The sequence below is a fragment of the Hamadaea sp. NPDC051192 genome (assembly GCF_040682475.1).
GTDB classification, from domain to species: Bacteria; Actinomycetota; Actinomycetes; order Mycobacteriales; family Micromonosporaceae; genus Hamadaea; species Hamadaea flava.
Window position 1 is genome coordinate 1 of record NZ_JBFBAZ010000015.1, and the last position, 19,323, is coordinate 19,323.

The following is a 19,323-nucleotide window of genomic DNA, read 5'->3' on the forward strand; positions in this document are numbered from 1 at the left end:
CGCGCGGGCCCATGTTGACGACACATCTGCATGTATCCGCGCGGCCCTTCATGTTGTCAAGCGTTGATCATGAAGAATTACGCATCAGGTCGTTAGTCGTGTGCCGACCGCAGCCCCACGCAGACGGTTGAGGCGAATGACATCGAGCGAATCCGGAATCGGGATGGCACGCTGGCAGTGTGAACCTACTGCTTCCTGACGCGACGTCGGCGGACGAGCGAGCGCGTGCGACGCGCATCGCCGTCCTGCCGGTCGGCAGCTTCGAGCAACACGGTGCCTACCTGCCCTTGAGCACAGATACCGTCGTCGCCTGCCTGATCGCCAAAAGGATTTCAGACGCTTACGGCCTGTTCCTGCTGCCACCTGTCACGATGCCGTGCTCGCACGAGCATGCCGCGTTCCCCGGCACCGTGAGCATCTCGGCCACAACGCTCGCCGCAATCGTGACCGACGTCTATCAGTCGCTGCAGGCCGCGGGCATCGAGCGACTCGTTATCGTCAACGGGCACGGCGGCAACTACGTCCTGCGCAACGTCGTCCAGCAGGCCAACACGCCAAACGAATACCGACTGGCGCTGTTTCCCACAGCGGAGGACTGGAGCGGGGCCCGACAAGCAGCCGGCTGCGGCAGCAAGTCACATGAGGACATGCATGCTGGCGAGCTGGAGGCGTCGCTACTCCTGCACGCGACTCCATGGCTCGTCCGCCCGGGATACGAACGCTCCGACCAGACAGCCGACGACAGGAGAGATCTGCTCACCTTAGGCATGGACGCCTACACCACAACAGGCGTCATCGGACGACCGTCGCTGGCAACCGCAGACAAGGGATCCGCGATCCTGGAGAGCTTGTCAGCTGCGTTCGCACGCGTCATGTCGGTCCTCGATCCGGAGCCCTCATTCGAGTAGCACCGCGATGAGCTCACCGACGAACCCCGCTCAGGCAACGATGCGAATGCGCGGTCGACCGAGCCTCCAACATCGGCGAGCTACGTCACGGAAAGCCCGGAGTCGATGGTTTGCACGATCGACACCAGGACCTCGCCCAGGTCCGAAGATACTGTTCTCGGTGCCACCATCGCACCTTTGAACTGCCCGGCGGTAAGAAGAGAATCGGACGACGCTGATGCGCTAGAAGTACTGGTCAAAGAGGCAGCGACCTTTGCTTTGTCCGGGTGGGACGGCCATCGTTTAACCTGTATACGAACCCGGTTGGTCGGTGCCAGTTAGACGACCATGCGTGTTCCTTGACGCCTTGGACGAAGCGTTTTAGGTGTTCAAGTTCGTCTTCTCCGCGGTCTATATCCCCACCTATCAGGTGGAGGACGCGCTCGTCGGTGTTGTGGTCGTCGCAGAACATTACTTCGTGTGCCGCGTTGAAGACGCCGTAACCGGAACAGTCGAGGGACATTCTCGCGGCGCGGCCGAACGTTAGTGCAGGCGCGATGTCTTCGAAGAAGTACCACTGCCCGCCAGGGCCGAAGCCGACGCCGTATCCCTGCCGGATGATGTGGTCCTCATTGCGCAGCGGCCGAGGAAGTGGCCCCTGGCCGCGGAAGGCAGCGGCGAGGTAGCGTCCAGCCGTCAAACTGTTTCCGAAGGCGGAGTCGCCAGTTTCGAACAGCTTGCAGAGGATCATGCGAGGGTTGGCCATTGCTGCTCCTCGACCTGACTGCTCCGCCCGGCTCACTGGCTGACGATGGTCGAGCTGCCGCGGTCTCTTTCGGCACGCTGCCGACGGTCATCTTACGGACGCAGCCTTCTTGTTGAACAGTTGTTGCCGGCCGAGCGGCTCAGATGCGGCCATCCCGGGAGGGTGCACTCCTCGTAGGTAAGGTCCTCGGCGACTCGCATCCTGCGGCTGTTTGTGAGGCGCGACGGCACCCGCGCTCTTGGAGTGAAATCCGCAGCCTTCGAACGTCGCCATCGGTCGAATCGTCTCGTGCTCGACCCGCCCATCGCGGTGACCTAACTCCCGGCCGGACGGTCGAAGGTCGGGCGGTGGCCTTCCATCCGCGCCAGCACGCGACCCAGGATACCGGCGCTCAGGCTGAGGTTGCGTTCGACGATGGCCCGACCGTGACGGCTGTCGCCCTGTGCCCTCTCACGGGCGGCACCAGAAATATGGTGCACGTCACCTTTCGGGCGCAACTCTTCTCGTCGTTTCGGCGAACTGGCACCAAACATTTAGTGTGTCACCGGTCACAATTTAGCCGGTGGTCCTCAGAAAACACCTGGTAGCTATGCCTTTCGGTGAACCTAATCGGCACCGGAGCGCACATAGAGCACATCAATCGACAGTCATCGATTGTGCTGATCGCGAAAAATCCCATCTGACCTGGTCAGATGGGATTTGATCTTGTGCGCCGCCAGGGACTCGAACCCCGAACCCGCGGATTAAGAGCCGCGTGAAATCCTGACAAATTGTGGCGCCCATTCCCGTTGTGTGGGATCGGAGTTCTTTGTTCGGATTTACCCAACGCCTAGCCTCGGTCTTTCGGGTAGCGCAGTGATCTTGGTCCGGCTGCGGGTCGCATCGATGTTTGCCGCTTGGTTGTGATGGTGGGCACGCCGATTGCCGGCGTGGGGCCGGTTCCGGCCCAAGTCATCAATGGCTGACAAGTCCTTCGAGGAAAGGGCTGGGGCTGCCCGCCCATGTGATCGTGAGCGCTTCGCGGGGTCTGGTTGCGGACACAAACAACAGTGATCGTTCTCGCTGAAGGTCTCGTCGGTGTTCTAGTCGATCGTCGTCCGCCCCGGTTACTGCGATGTCGAGTGGCATTTGTCTGGCGTCAGCGCCGATGATCGCGACGGCCCGAAATTCGAGGCCTTTGGCCCGATGCATAGTCATGGCCTGTACGCCGTCTCCAGGCATGGCATTCTGCCCGGACTTAACTGATGTAGATGCGATGTTGGCGGCCCGCAGCGCGGCAGAGGCTGCGGCCGCCGCAGGGGTCGTGCGGGCGATGACGGCGATCTCCTCGAGGGGTATACCGGCAGCGTGCCAGGTGCCGACCTGTTGTACGAGAGCAGCCAGTTCCGCGTTTCGCGTAGGGTAGCCGGCCACTCGTGGCATCGACCCGCGCAGTATAGAACGGTAACCGGCGAGCGTGTCAGTGCCGCCATCGAGGTCGTCGTAGTCGTCCTCGCTCACCATTCGCAGCGCCGCCTGCAAGATCTGCCGAGTTGTGCGGTAGTTGAGCGTGAGCCGCTGCGATCGCCCCCGGATGTCGATGCCGAACTGGCTGAGCGACACCCGATTATCGTAGATGCGCTGGAAAGTGTCGCCGACGATGAACATGTCGTTGGGCCCGCTGGGCACGAGAGCCCGGAGCAGGTTCCAATGGGCGGCGTGGAGGTCTTGCGCCTCGTCGATGACGACGTGCTGGTAGGGCCGCTCGTTGTCGCTCCAGGTAGTGGCGATGTCGGCGGCCCGGGCTGCGGCCTGTTTGAATCCGAGGGCTTTGTCGCGGTCAAGGCGCCGCTCGAATTCCTGGATGAGTTCCCAGACAGCAGAGCGGTCGGCGCGGTTGAGGCGCCGGCCGCGGCCTGCGCGCCGCGCGGCGAAGTATTCATCGCGAGTGCGCACGTTCTGAGCGATGATTACCTGCTCCCATTCGCCGACCAAGAAAAGACGGTCGAAGCGGCCGTCTTTGCCGAGGTCGGTGAGGATCTCGTGCCAGCGGGTCGCGATGGCCGCGTCACCGAGCACCTCGACGTCATTGCCGTGGGACTCGATTTCGCTGCGTAGGACGTCGCGCACGACTTTGTCGATGTTGAGCACGTCGACCCTGCTGGTCAGTTCCGGGCCTCCGAGGTCGTCCAGGAGCCGAGTGAGCAGGTCGGAAAGAGCATTGGTGTATGTGGTGAGCAGGATTCGCTTTCCGGAGGTCGGTGGCAATGCGTCGGCCAATGCCTTGACTCGGTGCAATGCCACGACCGTCTTGCCTGTGCCCGGCCCGCCGGAGATGCGCACAGGCCCGTTGTAGGGCTTGTTCCGGTAGGCGAGCCGACGTTGGTGCGGGTGCAGGAAGACCCGCCATTCGGACATGGGTTTGAGTAGGACTCGTTCAAGCTCCTTCGAGTCGTCAGTGACGACAGCGAACGACTCAAGAGTGGCTGGCCGTTCCGCGGCGGCAGCGAAGTCCGATGTGTCGACCTCATCGTCGGCCTTAGCCGCAGCCACGATCTCGGCCCACACGTCCTCGCTGGTCCTGCCGTCGGCCAGTGCGAGGATCACCTGGCACGTGAGCTTGGGCGCAAGGTCGGCGATGCCGAGCAGGGCGTCGTCGCTGCGGATCTCTCGCAGGACCGGTATCAGCGAGGATGTCACCCCAAGTCGTTCGAAGTCGCTGTCGCTTACCCCGTCGAAGAATCCGGCTGCGGGCTCAGAGGCGCTGCCTTGCGTGTGAGCCAGGACTTCCTCGATGGCGCCATGATCGTAGAACTCGACACCGCCAGTGACCTTGTTGACGTCCCAGACGATCCGGCTGGCATATGTGTAGGCGTCGTCGTGTGGCTTGATGGTCGCCAGGTAAAAGGTCACGTCGTCGGGGCGCAGCAGCACTGCGCGGAAGTTGTCGTTGACCCGCGCCGTCCAGACCCGCTTGTCGCGCGCTCCTTGGGGCTGCTTGAGGTTTAGTCCATTCGCGTCGGGATCCTTGCGAAGCTTCAGCATGAAGTCCACGACGCGACGCTGCACGGTCGCGTCGAGGGCATGGTATGCCTTATCGAAGCTGTCGGCGAACAGGACGTTTGCCTTAGCCACCGTTGACCCCCAACTCCATGAGAAGTTCTGCGGGCATTTCACCCGTGCGTGCGTCGTGGATGCGCCAGCCGGCTGCGGCGTATGCCGCGTCACGTTCGCCATCCTCGTCGATTACGACAGCGATCCGGGTGTCGGGCCACGCCAGCTCCGCCAGCAACGCATCATCGCCGAGCTCATACCCGACATCCGGAACCGGCGCCCGGTGGCGGACAAGTGCTAGAACTAGCGCTTCGACTAGCGGCGACGACAGGTCGATGACCTTGGCCCACGCCGGAGACAGCGCTGGCTTGGGCTCACCGCTGAGCGCCGCGCCCAACAACGGAATCCGGTGGGGGTCGATCAATGCTGCCGAAGACCGGGCGGCCTGTTCGAAATGGCGACTCGGCCCGCTGAGGAACTGCAACACGTTCGACCAGGCGAGCCACTCCGCCCAGCGAGCCCGGTGCTCGACCTCGTCAACGGCCTGTGGCCGATCGTCGAGACAGGCGAACACGGACCAAGCCATTGGGTCCGGTTTCCCACCGGCGCGCGCACGGTTGTCTCGAAAGCCCACGATCCGGCAACCCGAGGGCGTCGCAGCCTCAAGTCCCGCAGCCGCGTCCGGTGTGCGCTCGGCGTTGGCGGGCATGGAAGTCTCGCCGGTAACAAGCGCCTGTAGCCGCTCGCCGACGGCCACACGGTCGACGGGTGCAGCCCTTCCAGACTTGGCGAGCCCCGCCAGCAAGGCAACGCTGCGCTGAGCCCACATCTGAGGTTCGGGGTCTTCCAGGAACGCCAGCAGGGACTCGACCGGATTGAGCAATACGGTGTCCAGGGGCCCTACGTTCGGATGGTGTCGGAGAACGTTCTTGTAGTAGTAGTCCCGCGCGCCGGCGATCGCATGGTCGTGTAGGAGCGTGGGCCGCGGTGCGCGGACGTCGATGCCCGACTCGACGGCTGCCGCCCACGAGCGCACGTCATCCCACGTGAGCTGCCATACCCAAATGCCCTCGTCACGCAATGCTGTGCGCTTAGCCGCGTCGACCGCAATCTCGTTGTTCTCGCTGCTGGCATGGAATGCGTACCCATCGAGGAAGATCGCTACCTTGGTGCCGTCGTCGGTGGTCAGTACGTAGTCGGGTTCGCTGCGCACCGACATGCCCTCGAGGACGTGGTCGCGCATACGCCAGCGAACGGCTGGGCCCGCTTCGGGTTTGAGCTTGAGTTCGAACTCCACGCCTCGTGATCCCGCGCGGGACACCATCGAGAAACGGTCGCGGGCCTGGTCGTCGTCCTGCGCCTTGTCTGCCTTTGTTCGTAGGGTCTCCAAGAACAGCCGCTCCAGTTCGCTGTCAGCCAGCGCGTTGATCTGGATGTCGGCCAGCGTGTTGACCTTCTGCGGGTGCCAGCCATCGAGGATACCGATCAGCAGCTCGATGGCGGTCTCCTTGGAGACCAGTTCGTGCTCGCTGGATGGTACGAACGGCAGCAGGCAGCGGTGGCACGGCTGCCTGTCTTCCTTGCCGCAGGGGCAGCTCTGGATGTGCGCGAGGGCAAGGCGAAGGACCCGCTCCATAGCTGTCGGGTCGGCGAGGTTCTCCAAATATCCCGTACCGCCCGGCATCGTGTCGTGGAGCACGAGGAACAGCCGAGGGATGTCCTTGTCAGTGCCAGGCATGGTGGCCAGCACCGCACCGATGTGGTCCGGCTCGCCACCGAAGTGCTTGGTGATGCCGAGCATCAACGCTGCCTGGAACGACACCGCCCGTTTGGGCACTAGGGTTGTGGAGAACGGAAGAAGCAGACGCAGTGCGTGGGTGCGAAGCTCATGCCCGGTCACCACCTTGACGGTGTCTTCACGGGTGACCCCGATGTCACGCTGGGGGCACCAGCGTGCGTGTCTGGTGCCGATGCGTCGAGCCTCGCGATCGTACGCCTGGGGGTGAACGCCCTGCACGGCACCGCAGTGTGGACATGCCCGGAAGCCGGCGACTGCGACGTGCTCACCGGCGGCGATGAAGTCCGGGCCGGGTACTCCGTCAGGGCCGAAGTTGATTTGTCGAATGGTTGCTTCTCGCGCGAACTCGACTCCGAAGAAGTGACCGGCGTTGCGCCATGCACGCAAACCCTGTGGCTGGGCGGGGTCGATGTCGACCAAGGTGACGGTGGTGTAACGGCGCTGTTCGCGTTCGTCTCGGTCGTCGGTGATCCGGGCGTCTTCGCGCCGTTCCCTGGCTCTGGTGCGTTCGGGGACTAGGACCGACAACGCGGACGCCGCATGATCGGCGATCCCGGTGTTTCCGCACCGAGGACAGCGTTCCAGGGCAACGTGGGCGCCCTCGGTCAGGACGTAGCCGCAGCCTCGGCACAGCCGCCATGTGGTGTAGGTGGGGCGCTGCGCGGTGCCGAGGTCAAGCCCGTCGATGATGTACCGGGAGCCGTCGGCGTGGAACGTGTTGCCAGGTGCGAGTTCGGTGAGCGCAAGACCCGAACCGCGACCGTATTCCACCGCCACCTCCTGGAACTCGCCGTCGGCGTCGCGCCACCACAGGGCGGCATCTAGGAATGTCGGGTCGTCGTGCAGCGTGTAGTTGGGCAGCAAACCGAGCCGCACCAGCGCGTTGAGGGAGTTCTCCTTGACCAGAGTGTCCAGTCGGCGACGGACCGCTCGGAGCTCCGCGAACAGCTCACGCCTGGCATCGGACTTGGTGGAGTCGGTGGTGTCGATGGGGATGTCGTCGAATGCGGTATTGATGGAAGCAAGCCGGTGCTGAAGTTCCTCACGCCGACGCCGCCACGCCTGCACCGCTTTGCCTACCTCGGTGTGCAGGCCGGCCGTTGCGAACGTTTCGACGGCCTGCCGTGAGGAATCGTTGATGCCCGGGAACAGGTCGAGAAACGCGGTGGCTAATGAATCATGGCGGCTGGTGGCGACCTCTAGCAAGCGGCGTAGCCAGCCGTCGGCATCGTCGAGACCTGCCTGGAACAGCTCGCCGATCCAGCGAGGCATTGGCTTGGTGGGCATCGCGGTGCCCTGCCACAGAGATCCGTCCGCGGCACGGTCGAACAGGTAAGCCAGGTAATGCCGACGCAGGATCTCTACAGCATCCAGATAGCTGGCTGGAGGCACAATCCTGCCGGCGATCATCGCGGTGGGACGGTGTAGGTAGTAGTGGTTGCGGGCACGCCGCGGCACGAAGGCGGCGATGAGGGCGTTGCCGGAGGCCCGGCCAGCGCGACCGATGCGCTGTGCGTAATTGGCAGGCCGGGGCGGAACTGACGTTAGCAGCACCGCGGACAGGTCACCGATGTCGATTCCGAGTTCGAGGGTGGGCGTGCAGGTGAGCATATTCGGGTCGAACGGATGGCGATCGGTACTCCGTTTGAATGCAGCTTCCACTCGCTCGCGCTTCTCCCGAGACAGCGCACCGGTGTGCTCAGCAGTGATCACGCTACCGGGCCGGTCGCGGTAGTAGAGCCGTCGGTAGAAGTCGCTGTGAGCCTGGGCGCGCACATCCTCTACGAATCGGCCTGGGCAGCGGAACCTCAGGCACGGCATGCCGATCCACACATCGACCACATGCGGCGGGAGGGTCTGGCGCCAGGTACAGTCCGAGCATCGGACGCCACACTCGTCGACGCGGTCGGCCGCATCGCCGTGTATCAGGGAGTGCACCATGATCCGGTCTGGGGTGAGCGCGTAGACCGCGATGCCGCTGTCGGTCCGGTGCACGTCCATGAGGCCCTGCATGGCGAAGATCTGAAATGACGCCGAGTTTAGGCCTGCGGCTTCATCGACGCTGCCAGCAGTGGTCCGCTGCGCCCAGTCTGTCAGCCAGGTGTCGGTACGACCTTTCGCCAACGAGTCGAAGCCGGTGCCAGCCCCTGCGTTGATCACGAACGTTGGTGCTGCGAGACCGCGCGGGAAGGCAGGCATGCCGGTGTCTCGGCCGCCCCAGATCGGCCACCGACGCACGCCGGCCTGGGCGACATACCTACGCAGCCACGGGTGGAAGATGGCTCCGCGGACCCTCAGGCGCTCCAACAATCCCTGCGCGTAGCGCAGGTAGGTCACGTCGTCCGCCGGGAGCGTGACCTTGCCTGGAAGGCGCTGATGAGCGCTCTTGATCAGGCTGGCCAGTTTCATAGGGTCAGCGACGTGGATCTCGACTGCGGCTGTCCTGGTGAGCTCCAGTGTGCGGCCGAGGCGTGAACGCAAGCCGAACTCCAGCTGCGTTTGGAAGACTAGGCGATCTTGGAGCATCCCCATCGCCGATTCGACCGGTTCTCCGTCGAGTAGGCGCAGCACCTCAGGAAGGTCGCGAAGGTCTGGCGGCACCAACGAGGCGAGCCGTTCCCGCTCAATGGAGTTGGCGTTCTCCTTCACCGCTGACTCGGCGGCGTCCAGGGCGAGATCGTGTAATGCTATTGGGCCGTTCGGGTCGAGGTTGGCCGTCAGCAATCCGCGGAACGTGAAGCCGTACGACCGGTGAGCGATGAACCCCGCACGATGGGTGGCATCCTGCACCGAATCGGTGAACGCAAGCAGCTTGCGTTCACGGTCGGCCAGATGCCGCTCGGAGAAGAGCTGGGTCGCGGCAACCGATGCCAGGGTAGCGGTTCCTGCGCCTAAGAAGCGCATCCCATCGTCCAGGCCGCAAGAGGGACACGTGTCGTCGCGGGCCTCGGTGATCGGACCGTCGACGGTGATGACCGGCACGGTGCGGCTGTTGGGTGTACGTAGCAGTTGCCGGCCCTCGGCATCGAGATGCAGCACGCGCGGCTCACCATCGGGAGCGCGCAGCATCCATCGTACTTTGCCGTCGTGGCGTGCGGACGCACGGTAGATCTCCAACGGCCGGACCTTAAGTTCTTGCCAATCCAGCGCCGCGTCCTTGGACAACGCCGCCCATCCGGACTGGCCGCAGTGCCTGCAATAGACAGCTGGCAGATGGCAGCGCATTGCCGCCGGCGGCGGGCCGGTGGTGTCGATGTCTGCGGACTCCGCCGCGGCGTCTTGTTCTCGAGGCCGGTAGACAGCGAGGTTCAGCCGATTAGGTTTGCTGTCGCCTGTCGGTCCGTCGTCGTCGAACCAGCGGAAATGCGGCTCGTAGGTGGTAGAGCGGATCACTCGACCGACCTCGCGGACCCAAAGTTGCGCCTCGACCTTGAGCAGGGGTTGAACACCGTCCGACCTGCGGGCACTAGACACCAGCGCAAGCAGCCTCATCAGGGCGGGTGCAAACGCAGGTTTGGGCTTGCCGTCGCGTAGCGCTGCCCAGGCCGGTCCGCCGCCATGGACCGCGAACGGCTTGACGATCTGTTCGACCATCATCGGCGCATCGGACGCGGACTCCAGCAGCGCCTTGACCAGGAGGTGGCTGCGCAGCTTTCGGCCTAGCGCGACGGGGTCGCGCGCATCGATGCCAACCATCAGCTCTGCGATGCGGTCGAGGCCTGCGGGGTCGCCAAGCGGGTCGGCGATGGCCGCGAGCTGCTCAGGCGTGGGGAACGGCAACTCGAAATCGATCTCCCCGCAGAACTCGTGCGCTGTGATCCTCTGTTCGCCGACGAGGCTGTCTTCGGCGAACTCCGCCCCGAAGACCTGTCGCGCGAAGTCCAGCAGCTTCGCTCTGTCGGCATCGACGGAATGGTCACCGATGCCAGCGTCGCTCAAGGCCGTACTTGCCAGCGTTGCTGAGGTAGCCACGGGGGTGATCCGGCCAAGTGGACGTCCTGGCTCGGCCAGCCGGGTTGCCGCCCCCAACCGGCGTAGAAGCATGGCGACGTCTGTGCCCTGTGCTCCGTCGTAGGTGTGGAACTCGTCGAGCACGACGTACTGCAGTCCCCCGCCCTGCCAAAGCGGTAGATCTGGGATCCGCTGCAACAGCAGGTCCAGCATTTTGTAGTTTGTCAACAAGATGTCGGGGGGATTTGCCCTGATCTCGTCGCGGTCACGCATCAGCCGGGTGATAGTCGCGTCGTCGTCGAGCGCCGACGAGCCGTAGTCACGTGCATACGAGCCGGGTTCCTCATCGTCTCCGACCGCTCCACCTTTCCCGTCCTTGCGCGAAGCTGCTGACCTTCCGCCGATATAGATGCCTGCGGTCACGTCGTTAAGCCGCGGATCACTGGCCAGAAGCTCGTCAAGGCGGCGCGCCTGGTCGTCGGCAAGCGCGTTCATGGGATACAACAACAGCGCCTTGACACCACGGTGCCCGAGGCTGCGCATTCGGCGACAATGATCGAGAACGGGGATCAGGAAAGACTCCGTCTTTCCAGATCCCGTTCCGGTGGTGACGATCGTCGGCTTCGGGAGCTGCCCCTTCGAGGACAACCGCAGCCAAGCCCTCTCCTGGTGCAGGAATGGCTGGAACTCAACGGGAAACCAATCCAAGACGCGCTCGAACACCCCGGTCGCCGGCTTGAACCCGGGACGGACGCGCAAATACGGACCACGGAACACGCCGGTCTTGTCGCCGCCGAGGAAGTCTTCGAGGACCTCACGTACGTCGTCATCGGCCAAGGCGAAGGCGGTGGTGAGATACTGAACCAGCGTGCCCTTGAGATCCTCGACCGCCAGAGAGGGAATCATGGTTTCGCCTTGTTGGAATACTCGCCATCCGCCAAGCGCCGCTGGAACTCGTGGTACGCGTCCTTCATCTCGGCTTCGCGATCCGGCTTCACCCAGCCTTGGGGGATCTCAGGTTCGTCGGAGTCGGTCAGCTGGGCCTTCTTCCACGCCTTGACGATCTCGGCTTCCTCTTCGGTTTGACGAACGCCTCGGTTGTGCGTCTCCGCACCGACCTTATGCCCATCGGGTGCGAAGAACATCTCCCATTCGTACTTGCGTAGAACGGCGAACTGCGATCGGTACAACGCACATAGCTGTTCCGCGGTCAGGCCAAGCATCAGCGCGACGAGAGCATCCATCTCAACGAGAGCCAGCCTGCGGTCGTACTCCGTACGCAGCGGCGTCTCCATATTCCACCCAGCCTCGACGACCTGTAGCGGGGTGCGCCCTAAGGCAGGGTTCGTCCACCTATCGCGGCGCCAGCTTGCATCGAATAGCTCCATCCACAAGGGCGCGAATTCCCGTGTCATGCAATTGAGGCGAAGTGTGCGGAGCAAGAGCGGAGCGGTCAATGGATGATTGAGGGGCGCGGGGAACTGGCGCGCCAAGTCGATCTGAACGTCACCCTTACCGGAAATCTTGCAGATAAAGTCCAACGGAAGCGTTGCCCACAAACCAGCCAGTACGGCCGTGTCCCGATCCGTCTTGGCAGCGAGTGTATGAACTGTGTGGACGTGTGTCGGGCCAGGAAAAAAAAGCGCCGCATGATGTGTACGTTCGGTGCCAGCGACCGTGCGCCGACGCCACGCAACGCGCCAGTACTCAGTCGCCCGGCGGTCACCCCAAAGGCGCTGCCTGGCGGCAAACAACTCGGGCTCGCTGGCGCGAGAGTAATTGGTTCTAGGGATAACTGTCTCAGGCAAGGTAACCGCATCCCACTCGGTGTAATCCTTGTTGCTTCGACAGTTCTCGTTCGGTTCTTTAGCAAATGGGGTAGCTACAGTAAAGTGCGGCCCCTGGAGAATCACGTCGGACCAGGTGGCTGGGATTCCGGACGCGGCGCGCATTGTGCCGTCGTCTTTCGCGAGCTTCTCATTGAGACCCTGCGAGTAGTAAAAGTGATAGTTGCCAAGCCGTTCGCTGAAGCGACCGAGCGTCCGAACAGCCTCGTTATCTTGGACGGTGAGAGGCCGGAGTGCGCGCGCCTGTCCGGCCGGGGTCCCAGCTGGATCCGCGAAGGCCGCCCAGTCGCCCAGTGTGGCCTCGCTTACTGCGACAACTCTGGAGGCGTGTGGACGAAGATCCCAGCCGCCATGCGGGTACTGGATGCCGGGAACAGGACCGTCGCCGTCGTGCTTAAGAGAGCCATCAATGATGGCCGGATGGACAAGCCGGGCCAGCTGAACGAAGCTGATTTCGCGCGGCGCACCGTAAACGTTAATCGAGAAGTTCCGGTTGTTATCGACATCTTCGAAGAGCAGCAGATTGTTTCCGAATTGGAAGCGCCGACGTAGGCGCGGATATGTCTCTGCTCGAAAAAGCCCTCCAGCAGCATCGGTGAAGTGCTGCTCTTGGTGAATGAGGGCCGCAATGCCATCCTCGCTGGAACTTCTCCAAACATGTTCCATAAAGTTGATATAAAGATTTGTGCGTATTCCGGAAAGCAGAGGGTGTTCGATTGCGGACCCTAGATGTGAGGTTAGGCCAGCCCAGGAGCTGAGGTCTGCAAGGTATCCGCGGAGAGCAGCAGGTTGGGTAAGGATCTCTTGCCGACGCCGCTTCATCTCCGGCACGGAGATACCGTCCTCGAGCATGAACCAGGGGTCATACTCGGCGAGTGCTGGTTCGTCACTCCAGTCCAGTCGCACCCATGGCGGGTTTCCGACCTGGAGCTGGAACCCGCCCTTGGCGAAGATCTGGGCGAACTCAAGTTCCCAGTGGAAGAAGCCCTCGCGCTTGGCGATCTCGTCCAGGGTCGCCCACCAGCTGAAGCGCTCGTCGGCAGCGACCTTCTGCATCTCGACGCATTGCGCGATAAATCGGTCGGATGCGTCGGCGTCTGCGAGCTGTTTGAAGTCGTCGAAGGATGCGAAGATTCCGAGGAGATCCTCGCTGCCGGCGGTGCTATTCGATCGCTTCGAGGACCGGGGGGCCTTGGCTGCGGACGGCTGCACGCCTAGAACGGCTTCGCAGAACCCGAGCCACTGGTCAAAGCTCGGTGGTTCGGCGTCCGTTCCTTGGCCGACAGGCCAGAACCAGAGGGCGCACCATGCGTCCATCACCGTCTTAAGCCTGTTATACGGCGACTCCCAATCGTCGTAAAGCGCCTTGCCAATCTCCTCTCGTGAGACGGCACCCGTGGACGGAACCGGGAGCGGCTGCTCAGGATCGACTCCCCAGACGTCGATGCGCCGTCGGATCTCGTCCTCTGAGCGTGCGATACGCATCCGGGTCAGCTCCCAGAGCCGTTCCACGCGTCGTGCCAGTGCTGTGAGCCGGTCTCGGGTCTTCTTGTCTGTGGGGATGTTACGGATTTGGCGCCGCCAGGCCATCAATCTGGCACGTTCCTCCCCAGCCAGCTCTGCTGTCTCGGTGACGTCGACGATCGCGCCCCAGCCCTGCGCGGGAACTAGGAAGTGGTGGAACTCGCCCCCACGCAGCTGGTCGATGACGACGCTGGCGTCATCGCACTTCAGCGGCCGGTCCTTCGGTGGAGATGTCCGCCACGCGCCGTGTTTAAGTTGGTCGGTGTGGTAGACCGCCCGGTTGGCGCCGATCAGGGAGTTACCCCGCCGCAGGTGCAGACCGAACCAGGGGGCGTCGAGGTTGGGATGCATAACGTTGAGCCACATCGACACCTCTGCTAGCTCGACAGCTGTGGCGTTGAGGTCGACGCCGTAGCAGTTATGCAGAGCAAGGTATGCCTTAACCTTCTGTTTCTCGGTCTCCAGCTGGTCAGGCAACAGCTGGACGTTTCGTTCGCGTTGGGCCCGATCCATGTACTCGTGCGCGAGTTGGTTGATGGCCTCGTTGAGGAACGCGCCAGAACCTAGCGCCGGCTCGCAGAGCGTGATCTCGAGGATGTCGCGGGCAGGTGTGTGCTCATCGAGGAGCTCGGCGAGGGCATGTTTGACCGTCGCCTCGGTGAGGACTTCCGGCGTATAGAACGACGCGGAGCGCTGCCGTTCGCGGCCAGACATCCGGTAGACGAAAGAGCCCTTGACGTGAGTGACTCGTTCCGTATCTCCAGTGATGGGGTTGACTCGCTGCACAAAGTACTTTGGGTCGTAGTGGTGAGCTTGCCCGACCGGGACGATCCAGGTGCCCTTCGAAGGGTCGGCCTTTTCCTTCGACTCGCCGTCGGCAGTCCTACCAGCCGTCTTGACGGTCTTGGCGACCTCGTGGACGTCGTCAGGGGCAAAGAATCCTGTGTAGGACATGAGGCCCTCGTACACGGCGCCAAGCTGGTTGATGCCTAGCTGCGCGTACGAGATGAAACCACGTTGGCCCTGGCGGCGCCCATGGCGGCCCCGCGCCTCTGGCGTGAGCATGAGGAGGTTGATGACCTGCCAGAGGCACCGGTTCCTCAGGCGTGTGTCGATCGTTAGCTCGCCGACCTTGAGGGCCTCGCTGATGAGCGAGGTGCGGTCGGGCCTGAACAACTCGGACTTGAGGGCCTCGAACCGGATCCCGTCGCTGTCCACGGCGGGGTCGATTCCTTCGGCGTCAAGGGCCAGTTCGCTAGCCAGCTTGGGGCGATGTCCCTGGTCGACAAGGGCGAAGAGGATCTGCAGCGACTCGTAGAAGTGCAGCCCGTTCTCGGACTCCTCGGGCAGGTCATAGCTGACGATGTCGCCAAGGCGTGCGAGACCGTAGCCTTCCTTGTACGCCTCATCCTTGCCGGGAAGGATGCCGATCTCGGGCCGCGCCTCCGCGTAGAGCAGGAACAAGATTCGGTAGAGGTATCGCAGGGATTGCTCACTGAGGCGCCAGGCTAGATCGTCGGCCCCAAGGTCGTCGGGGTCTGCATCGTTGGCGTGGATGCGATCGAGTATCTCCTGAGCGATCAGCTCAACGGACTGGCGCAATGCTTCACGCAGGTCCTTGGACACGCTCACGGCGTGCTTGTGGCCCTTTTCGACCAGGCCGGCAAGCGCGGTCTGGCCGTCGAAGACGAGGAGTGACTCTGCCCCGAGCAGAGCGGCAATGGTTTCCAGTTCACCGCCAGGCTTGTCATCCTTGGCGTGCAGCGCCTGACTGAGGTCGACTGCGAGATAGCTATTAGGCCAGGCGGAGCGATCGGCGTGCAGGATGACGTTGCCAGCCAGCAGCAGGACGTAACGAGGCGGGTCCTCGCAGGCGAAAAGGAACTCGACGGCCTTGCCCGCGTGTTGAAGGGCATCATCGCCGTCGAGCTTGATGGGGTCAAGAAGCAGGCATCCAGCGTCTGCATCGACGATGCCCTCAGCGTCACCGGCCCACGTGGCATCGAGCGCGACGAGTTCAAGCCCGTCTCGGCCGGACACAGCCAAGGCGACGGGGACCTGCCGGTGCTGATCGAGCTGCACGACGTCAAGGTGCGTGCGACTAATCCACCTCAGACCGGACGAAAGCTCTTCGCTGCCTGGGCTGCTGTAGGCCAAGGCTCGCAGAATCAGGTCGTTCAGTTCGCGGACCTGGTCGACGATCTGTGGATCGTTCAGGTCCGCCGCGGTAGGCGTGTCGCCAAGGCGCTCGGTGATGCGGTTCCGGAGCGGAAAGAACGGTCGACCGAGCCCCTTGATACCGTGTGCGGAGCTCGGGACTGCGTGCGGGTCCGCGGCTGCGGACCTATCTGCCAGCCGCCAGCGTCTGCGGAGTCCTTCCAGATCACTCTTCAAGAGTGCGGCAAGGTAGTGGGCGGAGATGTATTCGCCCTGGTTGGTAATCGAGGTAAACGCCATGTCGGCCGTCATGCCTCCTTTACGACTGCGGCAGGGATCAGCACGCCGACGATGCGGATTGTGGGCTCGCCCTGGGTGGTGAGCTCGTCGATGAGCCGCTTGAGAGCGATCGCGGTCTTCTCGACCTTCTTCTCCTCGCGCTGGCGATGAGCAAAGATCGTCAATTGCTCATAGCGAACGGACTTCGCCTTCTCCCAGTTGTGTAGGCGCTCCTCATACTCTGCCAGCGGCGCCATGAGCTGGTCCTCCTGGGCCTCGCGCCGTTGGCGCATCTCAGTGCGCGCGGCCACGACAACCCGCGGGATTAGCTGCTGCAGGAGGGAAAGATCTTCAACGTGACGCAGGCGCATTTCCCGATTGACCTTTGCGTCATGGAGAACCTGGACGAACTCGCGGGCGTCGAGAGCAAAACCATCAGGGACCCTGCGCAACGCCATCCATGCCAAGACGGTGGGCTTGCCCTGCTTGTTGGAGTAACGGCCGTTGACCAGAAACACAGGTTCGGTGACGTCAGCGACAATGACGGGTGCGGTTAGGCGCCTGCCATCAGGACTATCTGAGGCTCTGCGGGCAAGGACCTTGTCGACGAGCCACTCGGTCACCGGATGCTGATCGGTGAGGTAGGAAATGTCAGGCCAGGCAGACTGCTCGTACTTCTGCTCCTTCGTAGCACCACCTGTACGCTTCTGCCGCCGCTCGCCACTGTTCTGGCGCGCCAGCTCCAGGCGCCGGTGAGCCACGTCCGCCGACAACGTCAAGGTCAGCTTCTCGAGGACCCGCCGCTCATCGAGATACGACTGGGGGAGCACCTTCATACGACGCTGAAGGTCGGACAGCCGATTACCGTCCCGGTTGAGTTCGAACTCGAACGTATCCGGATAATCACTGGAATCGAGCCAGTTCAATCCGATGGTGCCCGCCGGATTCTCATACACCTCGGCGAACGCATCCTCGATGAACTCCCTCGTCGACCCGAACAAGCGAGGCTGCTTCAGCACGTCGTCGGTGCTGGCGACCAGCACATCGCCGTCGCTGTGATCGTCGAATGAGCCGCCAGCCATGAAGATATCGTCCTCTTCGGCTGGCGTGTCCGGCACGACATCGTCAACGTCTCGCCCGTCCAAATAAGCCTGCTCGATGCTGCTCGCTTCACGCTCCTCATCGCGCAGGCCCATGAGAGCGGCAGCCTCGCCGAGGGTTCGATGTGCGGCGTCCTCCTTCTGGGCAAGTTTCTTCGACACCGATTCATCGGCCTCGTGGGCCGGGTTAGCCGACCGGTGGAGCAGCACATGGATCTGAGGCGCAGTGCGCTGACCGTAGCGGTCGATGCGGCCGTTGCGCTGTTCGATGGTAATTAACGACCAAGGGATGTCGTAGTGGATTAGGTGATGGCACTGGCGGTGCAGGTTAACGCCCTCCGCGGCGATGTCGCTGGTAAGTAAGATCCGCACGTCACTGGCCTCTAACGCGAAGTCTTTGACAATGCGCTGCTGTGCCTCATCGGATTGGCCACCGTGCAGAATCCGCACTGGTCCGGTCAAGCCTTTCTCGGACTGTCGGTCCACGGCCGGCTGCCTGAGCCCTAGTTCAACCGGTAGGTGGTCATAGAGAAAGTCGATGGTGCGACGCCGCTCCGAGAAGACCACGACCCGGGTCTCCGAGCCTTGCCGGACACCAATCTCCTTCAGCGTCGCGACGAGGGCCTTTAGCTTGGATGACTCCTTTTTCCCAATCTGCGCAGCCAAGCTCTTGAGCCTTTGCAGAGCCGGACGCTCGGCGTCACGGTGTGGTGACTTCGTGATCCGGTCGATGCGTGCGTCGACAGTTTCTTTCAGCGCTTCGTGCGAGGAAAGGAACGCTTTCAGGAGAGTCACTGGGAAAAGAGCACTGCCCCTGCCCGTACTCGGAGAGCTCTGACCGGCCGGCGGCCGGACCCAGGTCGTGTATAGCTCGTCGAGGACAGCTTCCTCGGCTGCGGTGGCCTCGCAGTCCACGAAACGGGGGCGAGCGCGTTCAGCCCAGTGTGTGCCAATCTGGGCTGCTACATCGCGGCTCATCTTGTGTCGGCGCAGATACAGGTGCCGAAGCTCGTCCTTGGTCGCGCGTTTCTTGACGTCCACGATCGCGGTCGGGTCGATGAGGCTGATGAGCTCGTTGAACGATTCATCATCGCCATTGTGCGGGGTAGCGGAGGCGAGAATGAACGCATGGGTGGTCGGCGCGAGCACCCGTGCCAGCTGATTGTTGAGCGCGGTCCTAGCGATCAGCTTATGAGATTCGTCCATGACCACCGCGTCCCACTCAACACGGCGAAGCTGCTCTCGGTAGCGGGCGCTCTTGAGTGTGTCTATCGAGGCGATGACGCGCTTGTAGTAGTCGAACGGGTTGCGACCCGCAGGCAGGCTCTGCTGCATGCGGGCGACTCCGGCCGAGTCCAGGCGGACTAGAGGAATTGCGAATCTTGTCCATAGTTCGTGCTGGAATTGTTCCAAGATGTGCCTAGGAGTGACTACAAGGATCCGGTCTCCTCGGCCCCGTCGGATCAGCTCCGACAGCAGCAGCCCGATCTCCAGTGTCTTGCCCAGGCCGACCGCGTCGGCGATCAGAAGTCGTGGCCGGAGGTTGTCCAATGCCTGTTTAGCCGGCGCGCGCTGATAGAGCAGATCGTCGACCAGGTGGCTTCCGACTGTGGCGAGCCGGCGTTCGCCCTGCGGCAACGGCGTCTTGCGCAGAAGCGCCTCGATGAACAGCCGCGACCGGCGAAATCCCGGGCTCGCGTCGCATACAAGTTGAGTGTTCTCGGCCATGAGCGGGCGAACGGTGTCGAGGCGGCCGGGGAGGTGGAAGAATACCGCGGTCTGGTCACGTACCAACGGTGAGGTGCCGGTTACAACCAGTCGGGTGCCATCACGCTCAGTCTCCTTAACCTCGGTGACCAGCCACTCCTCGTCGCGAATGAGTACCGTCATGCCAGCGGCGAAACGCGCCGCCTCAGCGCTCTCCGAGGCACTCATCCTTCATTCCCATCGTGATCTCATCTTTACGCTTCGTCAGCGCGCG

General features: G+C 62.9%; 6 protein-coding genes. 1 reads left to right on the forward strand and 5 read right to left on the reverse strand.

Annotated features, from left to right (window positions below; genetic code table 11):
* Positions 1 to 179 precede the first annotated feature (179 nt).
* Positions 180 to 908, forward strand: coding sequence for a creatininase family protein (locus AB0M47_RS09125; protein ID WP_363410871.1), 729 nt, complete (start codon positions 180 to 182; stop codon positions 906 to 908).
* A 235-nt stretch (positions 909 to 1,143) separates the two neighbouring features.
* On the opposite strand, the gene AB0M47_RS09130 is transcribed toward AB0M47_RS09125, so the two are convergent.
* The 5 genes from AB0M47_RS09130 to AB0M47_RS09150 all read right to left on the reverse strand — a co-directional run bounded on the left by AB0M47_RS09130 (position 1,144) and on the right by AB0M47_RS09150 (position 19,277).
* A complete protein-coding gene (locus tag AB0M47_RS09130) occupies positions 1,144 to 1,653 on the reverse strand; it encodes a hypothetical protein (RefSeq protein ID WP_363410874.1) in 510 nt (169 codons plus the stop codon).
* Positions 1,654 to 2,607: 954 nt separating this feature from the next.
* Positions 2,608 to 4,767 carry a UvrD-helicase domain-containing protein gene (locus AB0M47_RS09135; protein ID WP_363410877.1) on the reverse strand — a complete coding sequence of 720 codons (2,160 nt, stop codon included), beginning with the start codon at positions 4,765 to 4,767 and terminating at the stop codon, positions 2,608 to 2,610.
* Positions 4,760 to 11,341: a DEAD/DEAH box helicase gene (locus tag AB0M47_RS09140; RefSeq protein ID WP_363410880.1), complete on the reverse strand. Its 6,582-nt coding sequence runs from the start codon at positions 11,339 to 11,341 to the stop codon at positions 4,760 to 4,762. Before AB0M47_RS09140 ends, AB0M47_RS09135 begins: the two co-directional genes overlap by 8 nt.
* Positions 11,338 to 16,275 carry a type II restriction endonuclease subunit M gene (locus tag AB0M47_RS09145; RefSeq protein WP_363410883.1) on the reverse strand — a complete coding sequence of 1,646 codons (4,938 nt, stop codon included), beginning with the start codon at positions 16,273 to 16,275 and terminating at the stop codon, positions 11,338 to 11,340. Before AB0M47_RS09145 ends, AB0M47_RS09140 begins: the two co-directional genes overlap by 4 nt.
* The gene (locus tag AB0M47_RS09150) at positions 16,272 to 19,277 is read right to left on the reverse strand and encodes a helicase-related protein (RefSeq protein ID WP_363410886.1); all 3,006 of its coding nucleotides are present in this window, start codon (positions 19,275 to 19,277) and stop codon (positions 16,272 to 16,274) included. The genes AB0M47_RS09145 and AB0M47_RS09150 overlap by 4 nt, the downstream gene beginning before the upstream one ends.
* Between the last annotated feature and the right edge of the window lie 46 nt (positions 19,278 to 19,323).